This window comes from Pseudomonas sp. MPDS (assembly GCF_013283895.1).
Classification (GTDB): Bacteria; Pseudomonadota; Gammaproteobacteria; order Pseudomonadales; family Pseudomonadaceae; genus Aquipseudomonas; species Aquipseudomonas rhizophila.
On record NZ_CP054128.1, the window covers coordinates 4,323,789 to 4,335,978 of the forward strand.

Sequence of the window (12,190 nt, forward strand, 5' to 3'; positions counted from 1 at the left end):
CCGACACTTTCATGACGTTGAGGGCGTTCATTTTCATGTCCTCGTTTTTTCCCCCCTCGCCCGTAGGGTTTTATTTCAAATGATCAGATCTTTGCGTCCACTGCTTTTGGCGAGCCTTCTTCTTCCCCTGGCCCTGCCCGCATCCACCAGCGCCGCCACTATCAACACGGCCCTGACGCCCAATGTGCAAAAGGCCCTCAAGAACAGCAAGCTGCAAAACAACGCCTTGTCCCTGGTGATGATCCCGCTCAACGGCCCTGGCACCCCGACCCTGTACAACGCCGACGTCTCGGTGAACCCGGCCTCCACCATGAAGCTGGTGACCACCTATGCCGCCCTGGAGATGCTGGGGCCCAATCACCAGTGGAAAACCGAGTTCTATACCGACGGCACCCTCAGCGGCGGGATTCTCAACGGCAACCTGTACCTCAAGGGTGGCGGCGACCCCAAGCTGAACATGGAAAAACTCTGGCTGCTGATGCGCGACCTGCGGGCCAATGGCGTGCAACAGGTGACCGGGGACCTGGTGCTGGACCGTGGTTTCTTCATCAAACCGCAGTTGCCTGAATTCAACGACGACGGCAACGACAAGAACAAACCGTTCCTGGTCAAGCCCGACTCCTTGCTGGTCAACCTCAAGGCCCTGCGTTTTGTCGCCCGCAATGACGCCGGCCGGGTGCTGGTGTCGGTGGAGCCGCCGATTGCCAGCATTCGCATCGAAAACCAGGTCAAGGCACTCAACTCCAAGCAATGCACCGGTGGCGTGCGCTACAACCCGGTGCCCCAGGCAGACGGCAGCGTGACCGTGACCGTCGGCGGCCAGCTCGGTGACGGTTGCAGCTCCCAGACTTACCTGGCGCTGCTGGACCACCCCACCTACACCGCCGGAGCGGTGCGGGCGATCTGGAAGGAACTGGGCGGCAGCATTCAGGGCAAGGACCGCCTGGCGGCGACCCCGAGCAGCGCCAAGGTGCTGGCCCGGGCGTTCTCGCCGGACCTGGCGGAGATCATTCGCGACATCAACAAATACAGTAACAACACCATGGCCCAACAATTATTCCTGAGCCTGGGCGCAGAGTTCCGCAACGAAGCCGACGGTGACGACGCCAAAGCGGCACAGCGGGTGGTACGCCAGTGGCTGGCCAGGAAAGGCATCACCGCGCCGCACCTGGTCATGGAAAACGGCTCCGGCCTGTCCCGCGCCGAAAGGGTGAGTGCCCGGGAAATGGCGGCAATGCTGCAAGCCGCGTGGCGCAGCCCGTACTCCGCCGAATTCATCAGTTCGATGCCCATCGCCGGCACCGACGGCACCATGCGCAAACGTCTCAAGACCACCGCCATGGCCGGCGAAGCCCACGTCAAGACCGGCACCCTGAACACCGTTCGCGCCATCGCGGGCTACAGCCGTGACATCAACGGCAACACCTGGGCCGTCGTGGCGATTCTCAACGATCCGCGGCCATGGGGCGCTTCGTCGGTGCTGGACCAGGTACTGCTGGACCTGTACCGCCAGCCGAAACTGCCGCAGACGGCTTCGGTGCTCTAAACCCGTACCAAATTGAATGTGGGAGCGAGTCTGCTCGCGATGCGTCAGCCAGTGAACAGCGATGTTGAATGGCACACCGTTATCGCGAGCAGGCTCGCTCCCACATCGATCACCGGCGCGAACGCCTACCCCAACTGCACCTCAACCCGATCCCGTCCGGCCTGCTTGGCCGCGTACACCCCCGAGTCGGCCCGCAGCAGCAGCGCATCCGCCCCCTCCCCGACCCGCCAGGTGGCGATACCGAAGCTGGCCGTGATGACACCCACGTCCTCGATCGGCGCGCTGCGCAGCCCTTCCCACAACCCTGTGGCCAAGGCCTGGGCACTTTCGCCGTCGGTGTCCGGGCATAACACCACGAACTCTTCACCGCCCAGCCGACAGAACACGTCGGTACGTCGCAGCCGCTGGGTGATGCGCTGGCAAACCGCCTGCAACACCCGATCGCCCACTGCATGACCATGCTGATCGTTGATGCGCTTGAAGTGATCGATGTCGAGCATGATGACCGCCAACTCGCCGGTGCCCCGCTCCACCCGCGCCATCTCCGTGGTCAGGCGCTCCTGGAAATAGCGCCGGTTGCGAATACCTGTCAGGGCGTCGGTCACTGACAAGGCTCGCAGTTCTTCTTCCACCCGCTTGAGATCGGAAATGTCGGAAATATAACCGTGCCACAACACCCCGCCGCCTGGCAGCTCCTCAGGCGTGGCCTCGCCGCGCACCCAACGCAACCCCCGCTGCGGCAGCTGCAGGCGATACTCCTCGCGCCATGGGCTCAGGGTGTCGGCCGAAGTGCGGATCGATCTGCGCACGCGCGCACTGTCCAGCGGATGGATGCGCGAGAAAATCGATTCGGCGTTGCGCACCAGTGTCTCGGGCTCCAGTTCATAGATATCGCGAATGCCATCACTGGCATAAATCACGCTGAAACGCCCATTGAAATCCATCTTGAACTGGTAGATGCCCCCAGGCACGTGGGCACTGAGCTTTTTCAGCAACAGGTCCCGGGCGGCCAAGGCCTCATGAACGCGCTTGCGTTCGGTGATGTCGATGCAGATCGCCAGATGCCCGACCCACAGCCCCTGATCATCGAGCATCGGTGTCGCCAGCATGTTCACGGTCAGATGGCTGCCATCGCGGCGCACCAGAGTCCATTCCCGGGCCTGCTGGCCACCCTGTTCGCCGCCCTCGACCAACATTGCGTGGCACGTGGGAATCGGTTTGCCATAACGCGCAGCAAGTTGTACGGCCCGGGCCTGGAGCTCGCGCGGCAAGTGAAGGCTTTCGAGGGTCATGCAGTGCAGAACCTCGCCGCTGTCGTAGCCAAGCATCTGCTCGGCGCCCGCATTGAACGTGGTGATCACCCCGCGAAGATCCGTGGCGATGATCGCAACCTGGGTCGCGGCATTCAGCACACCACGCAACTGACCATGAGTGCCCCGCAGTTCCTGCTCACGCTCGCGCAGCTCTCGGGTCCGCAGCTCGACCAACTGCAGGGCCCGCTGTCGCTGGCTGACCAGCACATACAGCAGCGCACTGAGGAGCAGGCTGAGCAAGCCCCCCAATACCACCAGGCTGGCCACCGAGGAAGGGTTGGTGGACAGGAACATGTGACTGGGCCGCAACTCTATCCGATAGTCACGATCGGCCAGGCGCAACAGGCGGGTCGCCGACAAGTCACTTTCGCCCGGTGGATCGAGTGACTCGAACAGCACTTCCTCCCGATCGTCCGTGGACAGGTCCATGACCCGCATCGAAAGGTTGTCCTGACCGGGCGCCGGCAGGCCATCACCCACCAGTTGGCGCATGCTGACGGCAGCCACGACGTAACCGAAAGGTTCCTTGGACCACGCCTTGGAGACCGGCGCGACCAGCAACACCCCGCGGGTGGCGGTGGCGGCCTCTCCCGCCAGGTCCAAAGGTTGCGATACCACTATGGTCTCCCGATGGCGAGCGCGCTCAAGGGTGGCACGGCGCAAGGGCTGGGCGAGCAGGTCCAAGCCCCGTGGAGCCTTGAAGGAAGGTTGACTCTGGAGGTACAACACCGGCACGTATTCGTCCCGTTCGGCGGCCAGACGCAAGCCACCGGAGTCGTCGGGCTCACGGATGGAAAACGTATCGCCCCCCTCGGTGCGGGCTTGTTGTTCGAACGATGATCGTTCGTCGCGCAGCACCCGAGGCGCCCAGGCGAACGCCTGGGTGCGCCGCAGCAACGCTTCGGCATAGCCATGGAATTCCCTCTCGGAAACCCCGGCCGAGTTGGCAAAGAAACGCCTCAGGCTGTCGAGACGTTGCTCCTGGTCCTGAAAACGTTCCTCGATGCGGCTAAAGCGTTCATCGGCTTGCAGTTCAAAGCGCTGGCGCAATTGCTGGTCAAACAGATTGGCCATCGCCCAGGTCAGCAAACCGGTCAGGAACGCACCGGCCAGCAGCACCAGCGAAGCCACCAGCCAGGCCGACACATCTTCGCTGATAAAACCCAGGATTCTGGGGCGTACCTGATGCAATGCCATAAATACAACTCAGAAAGGGGCAGGCAGTAGGTACTGCCCTGTCCACAGGCTTAAGTTATAGCTATTAGCCATCACTTTGACCAGCACAAAAACGCCTGAAAGCCTTGAGTTTCAAGGCTTCCATGGATCCAATCGGCTATAGGTCAGCGGGCCATGATTTTCCAGGCACGGTGAATCTTGCCATTGCGGGCAAAATCCGGATCGATGGTCTTGGCGGTGATTTCCTCCACCGCGTAACGCTCCGCCAGATTGTCCTCGAGCTGGAACTTGCGGAAGTTGTTGGAGAAGTACAGCACACCACCCGGCGCCAGGCGGGCCATGGCCAGGTCCAGCAGTTGGACGTGGTCGCGCTGCACGTCAAACACCCCTTCCATGCGCTTGGAATTGGAGAATGTCGGCGGATCGATGAAGATCAGGTCGTATTCGTCACGACTGGCTTCAAGCCAAGCCATCACGTCGCCCTGCTCCAAGCGGTTCTTGTCCGAAAAACCATTGAGCGACAGGTTGCGCCGCGCCCAGTCCAGGTAGGTTTTCGACAGGTCGACACTGGTGGTGCTGCGCGCACCGCCCTTGGCAGCGTGGACACTGGCGGTCGCGGTGTAGCAGAACAGATTGAGGAAGCGCTTGCCGGCCGCCTCTTTCTGGATCCGCAGGCGCATCGGCCGGTGGTCGAGAAACAGCCCGGTGTCCAGGTAGTCGGTGAGGTTGACCAGCAGCTTCACGCCGCCTTCGTTGACCTCGGTGAACTTGCCTTGGGTGCTCTGGCGCTCGTACTGCTTGGTGCCGCTCTGCCGCTCGCGACGCTTGATCACCACTCGGCTCTTGTCAACGTTCAGTGCCTGGGGAATCGCCGCCAGGGCGTCGAACAGCCGGGCCGAGGCCTTTTCCGGGTCGATGGATTTTGGCGCGACGTATTCCTGGACGTGAACCCAATCGTGGTACAGGTCGATGGCCATGGAGTATTCCGGCATGTCGGCATCGTAGACCCGGTAGCAGTCCACGCCTTCACGCTTGGCCCATTTACTCAGCAGCTTGAGGTTTTTTTGCAGGCGATTGGCGAACATCTGCCCGCCTTCGCTCAAACGGGCCTGCTCGACCACAGGAGCCGGAGCCGGAGCCGGCTTGATCGGGTTACCGTTCTTGTTGTACTGGCGCTCTTGCGGTACTTCCGGCGCCTGATCGTACTCAGCCAGCTCACGCTCGGCCTGGCGCTGTTCCGGGGTACGACGCTCGCCGGTGACGAACTGATCGGGCAGGACCTTGATCAGCAGCAATTTGCACGGCAAGGCGCCGTTCCAGAACGAATACTGCTTGTGACTGCGAATGCCCATGCGCTTGCCCAGGTCCGGCGCGCCGGTGAACACTGCGGCCTCCCAGTTCAGGCAGGCCTGGCGCAGGCGCTCGCCGAGGTTCTGATAGAGATAGAGCAAGCTGGCTTCGTCGCCCAGACGCTCGCCGTACGGCGGGTTGCAGATCACCAGGCCTTTCTGGTTCTGGTCCGGGCGGGGTTCGAACGTGGCGACTTCCCCCTGATAAATCTTGATCCACTCGCTCAGGCCCGCCCGCTCAACGTTGTTGCGGCCCGGCTGGATCAGCCGTGGGTCGGCTTCGTAGCCGCGAATCCACAATGGTGGCTTGGCCAGGCCGGCAGCGGCACGCTCGGTGGCTTCTTCGTGGAGCTTCTTCCACAACGCCGGCACATGGCCGAGCCAGGCGGTAAAACCCCACTGCTGGCGACGCAGGTTCGGCGCCATGTCGGCGGCGATCATGCCGGCTTCCACCAGGAAGGTACCGACGCCGCACATCGGGTCAGCCAACGCCCCGCCTTCAGCGGCAATACGCGGCCAGCCGGCACGGATCAGGATGGCCGCGGCGAGGTTTTCTTTCAGGGGCGCGGCGCCTTGCTGCAGGCGATAGCCGCGCTGGTGCAGGCTGTGGCCAGAAAGGTCCAGGGAAAGGATCGCTTCGCCGCGGTCCAGGCGCAGGTGGATGCGCAGGTCCGGGTTGAGCTTGTCGATGGATGGCCGCTCGCCTGTCGGGGTACGCAGCTTGTCGACAATGGCGTCCTTGACCTTCAAGGCGCCGAAGTGGGTGTTGTCGATACCCGAGCCGTGGCCGCTGAACTCCACCGCCAGGGTGCCATCGGCGAGCATGTGGTCTTGCCAATCCACATCCAGCACGCCGTGGTACAAGTCTTCGGCATCCTTCATCGGGAAGCGCTTGAGCACCAGCAATACGCGGTTGGCCAGGCGCGACCACAGGCACAGGCGATAAGCCGTTTCCATGTCGGCCATGCCGCGCACGGCCGAGGTGTGCTCACGCGCCTCTTCAAGGCCAAGCCCGACGGCTTCCTCGATCAGCAGGCCTTCAAGACCTTTGGGGCAAGTGAGGAAGAGTTCGAAACGATCGGACATGGGATTTCCAGAGCCTTTGGCTAAGTGGACCGGGCAACGCATTGCCGGGCCGGGTTCAATCAGGTGCTTTTCTCAAGAGCACCCGTGTGGCACGAAAGTGTGCCGTGCCGCCCTCGCCGCTCAGGTTAAAAGAGCTTAGAGGCGAGGGCAGATAAAAAATTCTGTGCAACAAATTGTGAAAACTCGACCCTTTCGTCGAATAGTACCCGAGTGCAACGGGGGGACATTCTCATTCGCCTGAGGGCTGCACCCTTCGATGCAGGGCCGATCATACAGGGGTCTTGCCTGAAAGCGGGTGACGAACATCATGTTACTTATCGCCCTAACATCTTTATTGTTACGTGCTTATGACAAAACGATCATTCCATCCATGTGACGCTTTGGTTAGAACTCAACACAGGTTGACGTCGCAACGGCGTCAACACCTCGGCTCGTCACGCCGGCAACGAGCCACCAACGGCAGAATGATTCTGCCCCGGCCTCGATAGAGGTCGACGCTAAGCAACAGTCAACAAGTGAGGGCAACACCCTATGAGAAGACTTAAGCGTGATCCGTTGGAAAGAGCATTTTTACGCGGTTACCAATATGGCGTTGGTGGTAAATCCCGTGAGCTTTGCCCCTTTACTCTACCGTCGGTACGTCAAGCCTGGATCAATGGCTGGCGAGAAGGACGCGGCGACAACTGGGACGGTATGACCGGCACTGCGGGTATCCATAGACTCAACGAACTTCACGCCGTCGGCTGACACAGGGCTTAACACTCAAGAACTCGACAATTTGATACTCACATCGATTTAACCACGCACGTCCCATCCGGACGGCGGGCTTCGGCCCAGGGGGCTCCTTCGAGGAGCCCTTTTTAATGCCTGGGTTTCATGAACACTGCAAAAAGCTGGGCTGTGAATACAGTTGTGGCGAGGGGATTTATCCCCGCTGGGCTGCGCAGCAGCCCCTCAGAGTGTCAGGTTTAACGAGTGAGCTGTTTGGGGCCGCTTCGCGCCCCAGCGGGGATAAATCCCCTCGCCACAGTTGAATCGCGTTGCACCTTGAGAATCAACGCAGTGCAGCAATCGCATCCACCGATTCCCGAATCAACGCCGGCCCCTTATAGATAAAGCCCGAATAAATCTGCACCAGGCTCGCGCCTGCGCTGATTTTTTCGGCAGCATGCTTGCCCTCGGTGATGCCACCCGCCGCGATGATCGGCAAGCGCCCCGCCAGTTCGGCGGCCAGCACTTTCACGGTATGGGTGCTCTTGTCCCGCACCGGCGCACCGGACAGCCCGCCCGCCTCGTCGGCGTGTTCCACCCCTTCGACGCCTTCGCGACCCAGCGTCGTGTTGGTGGCAATCACCGCGTCCATTCCGGTGTCGATCAGGGCCTGGGCCACCTGTGCGGTCTCTTCGTCGGTCATGTCCGGGGCGATCTTGATGGCCAGTGGCACATGCTTGCCATGGATCACCGCCAATTCGGCGCGACGTCGAGCCAGGTCAGCCAGCAGTTGCTTGAGCGAATCACCAAATTGCAGGCTGCGCAGCCCCGGAGTGTTCGGGGAACTGACGTTGACGGTCACATAACTGGCGTGGGCGTAGACCTTGTCCAGGCAGATCAGATAATCGTCAACCGCGCGCTCCACCGGTGTGTCGAAGTTCTTGCCGATGTTGATGCCCAGCACGCCCTTGTACTTGGCGGCAGCCACACGCCCCAGCAAATGGTCGACGCCCAGGTTGTTAAAGCCCATGCGGTTGATGATCGCCTCGGCTTGCGGCAGGCGGAAAATCCGTGGCTTGGGGTTGCCCGGCTGGGCACGCGGGGTAACGGTGCCGATTTCCACGAAACCGAACCCCAACTGGGCAAAACCGTCGATGGCCGCGCCATTCTTGTCCAGGCCCGCCGCCAGCCCGACCGGGTTGGGGAACTCAAGCCCCATCACATTCACCGGCAATTTAGCCGGCGCCTTGCACAGCAGACCATTGAGGCCCAAACGTCCACCCGCACCGATCAGGTCCAGGGACAGATCGTGGGAGGTTTCCGGGGAAAGTTTGAACAGCAGTTCACGGGCCAGGGTGTACATGGGCGGCTTGGACTCAGGCGACGAAATGAGGCGGCGATTATAGCCGGGCTACGACGACGCACGCGAGGCGCCTGCACAAAACAGCGGCGATGGCATATGCCTTGCACCACTTGCGTTCATCGGCACCCATGCCAACGACGGAATGAGTGCCACACTGTATTTGAAGGACAACGGCGTCGTCATCCGGCCTTGCAAGCGTCCGGATACGGCGCCTTTTTTTGTGGAAAGGTGATGCGCGATGAATGAAGTTCCAGCCAACCCCCTGGCCTGGGTCAACGGCAGCGATGCCCCGGAAAAGAGCGCGATCAATCTTGGCTTCATGGCCTTGAGCGACTGCGCGCCGCTGGTGGTGGCCGCCACCCAGGGCTTTGCCCAGCCTTACGGGCTGACTTTGAACCTCAAGCGCCAAGCGTCCTGGGCCAACCTGCGGGACAAGCTGGTCAGTGGTGAAATCGATGCCGCCCACAGCCTGTATGGCCTGATCTACGCGGTGCACCTGGGCATCGGCGGGGTCGCGCCGACCGACATGGCGGTGTTGATGGGGCTGAACCAGAACGGCCAGAGCATCAACCTTTCCCATGGCTTGCAGGCCCAAGGCGTGACCAGTCCTGAGGCACTGGAACAGCATGTGCACCAAACTCGCCCGAAACTGACTTTCGCCCAGACCTTCCCCACTGGCACCCACGCCATGTGGCTCTATTACTGGCTCGCCGCTCAAGGCATCCATCCGCTGTCGGATGTCGACAGTGTGGTGGTACCGCCGCCGCAAATGATCGCCCACCTGCAGGCCGGACGGATCGACGGGTTCTGCGTGGGCGAGCCGTGGTGCGCCAGTGCGGTCAAACAGAACCTGGGCTTCACCCTGGCGACGACTCAAACCATCTGGCCCGATCACCCGGAAAAAGTCCTCGGCTGCACCCGTGCATTCGTCGAGCAATACCCCAATACCGCCCGCGCACTGGTGATGGCGATCCTGCAAGCCAGTCGCTTCATTGAGCAAAGCACCGAGAACCGCCGCAGCACCGCACAACTATTGAGTGCCCCCGAATACCTGGACGCACCGCTGGATTGCATCGAGCCGCGCCTGTTAGGGATTTACGCCGACGGGCTGGGCAACAGCTGGCAGGACCCTCACGCGATGCGTTTCCACGGCAACGGCGAAGTGAACCTGCCCTACCTGTCCGATGGCATGTGGTTCATGACCCAGTTCCGCCGCTGGGGCCTGTTGCGTGAAGACCCGGATTATCTGGCCGTGGCACAGCAAGTCCAGCAGCTCACGCTATACCGTCAAGCCTGCGCGGCACTGGACATCGCCGCCCCCCGCCAGGACATGCGCAGCAGCCAATTGATCGACGGCACCATCTGGGACGGCTCGGATCCGGCCGCTTATGCCAAAAGCTTCAAACTGCACGCTTTGAGCGATGCGGCTCCCCTCTTCGCCAGCCGCTGACAGGAGCCACGACCATGCTGCGTATCCTGCTGATCAACGACACCGCGAAAAAAGTCGGCCGTCTCAAAGCGGCCCTGATTGAGGCCGGGTTCGAAGTCATCGATGAATCCGGATTGACCATCGACCTGCCGGCACGCGTCGAAACAGTGCGTCCGGACGTGATCCTGATCGATACCGAGTCACCCGGACGCGATGTCATGGAGCAAGTGGTGCTGGTCAGCCGCGACCAGCCACGACCGATCGTCATGTTTACCGACTCCCACGACCCGGATGTAATGCGCCAGGCGATCAAGTCGGGCGTGAGCGCCTACATCGTCGAAGGCATCCACGCCGCGCGCCTGCAACCGATCCTCGACGTGGCCATGGCCCGCTTCGAAAGCGACCAGGCCCTGCGCGCCCAGCTCCTGGCCCGGGACCAGCAACTGGCCGAACGCAAACGCATCGAACTGGCCAAGGGCATGCTGATGAAGATGAAAGAATGCAACGAAGAACAGGCCTACACCCTGATGCGCCGCCAGGCCATGAGTCGCCAGCAGAAGCTGATCCAGGTGGCCGAGCAGATCATTGCGATGAATGAGTTGCTCGGCTGAAAGCCTTGCAGCGCCTGGCCCGGCGCTATCGCGAGCAGGCTCGCTCCCACAGATCCTGTGGCCACTGGAACTCCAATGTGGGAGCAGGCCCGCTCCCACAGGTTTCATGGCCACTGAAGATCCACTGTGGGAGCGAGCCTGCTCGCGATAGGTCTCACACTGCTCCCCTGTTGGCACAGTTCTCGCTTTAGCAAAGCCACAGGTAACCAACGGCGGTTGCCCCACCTACGACAAAGACGTCGCACACCCTCCTCGCCCCCTGGCGATTCGGGTTGCGGCGTTTTTTTGTTTTGATCCCACAGTCCGGGGTCGGTGGTGCAGCCACAGGCGGCGCACTGCTTCAAGGCACTGACTCATTTCTCGAGACTTTTACAGCTGAGGTGCGCGATGAATTCAAGCTTCTGGAAATCCGGCCACACCCCGACACTGTTCGCGGCCTTCCTCTATTTCGACCTGAGTTTCATGGTCTGGTACCTGCTCGGTCCACTGGCGGTGCAGATCTCTGCCGACCTGCACCTGACCACCCAGCAACGCGGCCTGATGGTGGCTACGCCGATCCTGGCCGGTGCCGTACTGCGCTTGTTCATGGGCCTGCTGGCCGACCGGATTTCACCGAAAACCGCCGGTATGGTCGGTCAGGTGATTGTGATCGGTGCACTGTTCTGTGCCTGGAAACTGGGCATCCACAGCTACGAACAAGCCTTGCTGCTGGGGCTGTTCCTCGGCGTGGCCGGTGCGTCATTCGCCGTGGCCCTGCCGCTGGCCTCCCAGTGGTATCCGCCACAGCACCAGGGCAAGGCCATGGGCATTGCCGGCGCTGGTAACTCGGGCACCGTACTGGCTGCGCTGATCGCACCGGTAATGGCAGTGGCATTCGGCTGGAGTAACGTGTTCGGTTTCGCGCTGATCCCGCTGATCGTGACCCTGATCCTCTTCGCCTGGCTAGCCAAGAACGCTCCCGAGCGGCCAAAAGCCAAATCCATGGGCGACTACCTCAAGGCCTTGGGCGACCGGGACAGCTGGTGGTTCATGTTCTTCTATAGCGTCACCTTCGGCGGCTTCATCGGCCTGGCCAGCGCACTGCCCGGCTACTTCAACGACCAGTACGGCCTGAGCCCGGTGACCGCCGGTTACTACACCGCCGCTTGCGTCTTCGGGGGCAGCCTGATGCGTCCACTGGGCGGCGCCCTGGCGGATCGTTTCGGTGGCATTCGCACCCTGTTGGGCATGTACACCGTGGCCGCTGTCTGCATCGCGGCAGTGGGCTTCAATCTGCCAAGCTCCTACGCGGCCCTGGCCCTGTTCGTCTGCACCATGCTCGGTTTGGGTGCGGGCAACGGCGCGGTATTCCAACTGGTGCCACAACGCTTCCGTCGCGAGATCGGCGTGATGACCGGATTGATCGGCATGGCCGGCGGCATCGGCGGTTTCGCCCTGGCGGCAGGCATGGGCGCGATCAAGCAAAGCACCGGCAGCTATCAACTGGCACTGTGGTTGTTCGCCAGCCTCGGCGTCCTGGCTTGGTTCGGCCTGTACGGCGTCAAGCGTCGCTGGAGGACCACCTGGGGTTCGGCCGCTGTCACCGCGGCTCGGGTATAAATAGCCT

At 61.8% G+C, this 12,190-nt stretch carries 8 protein-coding genes; 5 read left to right on the forward strand and 3 right to left on the reverse strand.

The features are described from left to right. Positions 1-79 precede the first annotated feature (79 nt). Positions 80-1,546, forward strand: a complete 1,467-nt coding sequence (gene dacB / locus HQ912_RS18995) for a D-alanyl-D-alanine carboxypeptidase/D-alanyl-D-alanine-endopeptidase (RefSeq protein ID WP_076385650.1) — start codon at positions 80-82, stop codon at positions 1,544-1,546. Positions 1,547-1,671: 125 nt separating this feature from the next. On the opposite strand, the gene HQ912_RS19000 is transcribed toward dacB, so the two are convergent. Both HQ912_RS19000 and rlmKL read right to left on the reverse strand, forming a co-directional pair. Continuing rightward, on the reverse strand, positions 1,672-4,056 hold the full coding sequence (locus HQ912_RS19000; RefSeq protein WP_173407160.1) for a GGDEF domain-containing protein: 2,385 nt from the start codon (positions 4,054-4,056) through the stop codon (positions 1,672-1,674). 143 nt (positions 4,057-4,199) lie between these two features. Further along, positions 4,200-6,470, reverse strand: a complete 2,271-nt coding sequence (gene rlmKL / locus HQ912_RS19005) for a bifunctional 23S rRNA (guanine(2069)-N(7))-methyltransferase RlmK/23S rRNA (guanine(2445)-N(2))-methyltransferase RlmL (RefSeq protein ID WP_139050738.1) — start codon at positions 6,468-6,470, stop codon at positions 4,200-4,202. 531 nt (positions 6,471-7,001) lie between these two features. Between rlmKL and rmf the strand changes: the two genes are divergently transcribed. Beyond that, positions 7,002-7,217, forward strand: coding sequence for a ribosome modulation factor (rmf, locus tag HQ912_RS19010; protein WP_003223300.1), 216 nt, complete (start codon positions 7,002-7,004; stop codon positions 7,215-7,217). A gap of 307 nt (positions 7,218-7,524) precedes the next feature. Here rmf and HQ912_RS19015 read toward each other — a convergent pair whose 3' ends face one another. Continuing rightward, the gene (locus tag HQ912_RS19015; RefSeq protein ID WP_047227154.1) at positions 7,525-8,544 is read right to left on the reverse strand and encodes a quinone-dependent dihydroorotate dehydrogenase; all 1,020 of its coding nucleotides are present in this window, start codon (positions 8,542-8,544) and stop codon (positions 7,525-7,527) included. 238 nt (positions 8,545-8,782) lie between these two features. Between HQ912_RS19015 and HQ912_RS19020 the strand changes: the two genes are divergently transcribed. The 3 genes from HQ912_RS19020 (at position 8,783) to HQ912_RS19030 (ending at position 12,183) form a co-directional block, all read left to right on the forward strand. Next, on the forward strand, positions 8,783-9,994 hold the full coding sequence (locus HQ912_RS19020) for a CmpA/NrtA family ABC transporter substrate-binding protein (protein WP_047227153.1): 1,212 nt from the start codon (positions 8,783-8,785) through the stop codon (positions 9,992-9,994). 14 nt (positions 9,995-10,008) lie between these two features. Then, complete coding sequence (locus tag HQ912_RS19025) at positions 10,009-10,584, forward strand: ANTAR domain-containing response regulator (protein WP_047227152.1); 576 nt, start codon at positions 10,009-10,011, stop codon at positions 10,582-10,584. A 387-nt stretch (positions 10,585-10,971) separates the two neighbouring features. Continuing rightward, positions 10,972-12,183, forward strand: coding sequence for a nitrate/nitrite transporter (locus HQ912_RS19030; protein WP_047227151.1), 1,212 nt, complete (start codon positions 10,972-10,974; stop codon positions 12,181-12,183). Positions 12,184-12,190 lie beyond the last annotated feature (7 nt).

Coding starts and splice junctions, on each gene's coding strand:
- HQ912_RS19025 (WP_047227152.1), top strand. CDS start 10,009: ATGCTGCGTATCCTGCTGATCAACGACACCGCGAAAAAAGTCGGCCGT.
- rmf (WP_003223300.1), top strand. CDS start 7,002: ATGAGAAGACTTAAGCGTGATCCGTTGGAAAGAGCATTTTTACGCGGT.
- rlmKL (WP_139050738.1), bottom strand. CDS start 6,470: ATGTCCGATCGTTTCGAACTCTTCCTCACTTGCCCCAAAGGTCTTGAA.
- HQ912_RS19030 (WP_047227151.1), top strand. CDS start 10,972: ATGAATTCAAGCTTCTGGAAATCCGGCCACACCCCGACACTGTTCGCG.
- HQ912_RS19000 (WP_173407160.1), bottom strand. CDS start 4,056: ATGGCATTGCATCAGGTACGCCCCAGAATCCTGGGTTTTATCAGCGAA.
- HQ912_RS19020 (WP_047227153.1), top strand. CDS start 8,783: ATGAATGAAGTTCCAGCCAACCCCCTGGCCTGGGTCAACGGCAGCGAT.
- HQ912_RS19015 (WP_047227154.1), bottom strand. CDS start 8,544: ATGTACACCCTGGCCCGTGAACTGCTGTTCAAACTTTCCCCGGAAACC.
- dacB (WP_076385650.1), top strand. CDS start 80: ATGATCAGATCTTTGCGTCCACTGCTTTTGGCGAGCCTTCTTCTTCCC.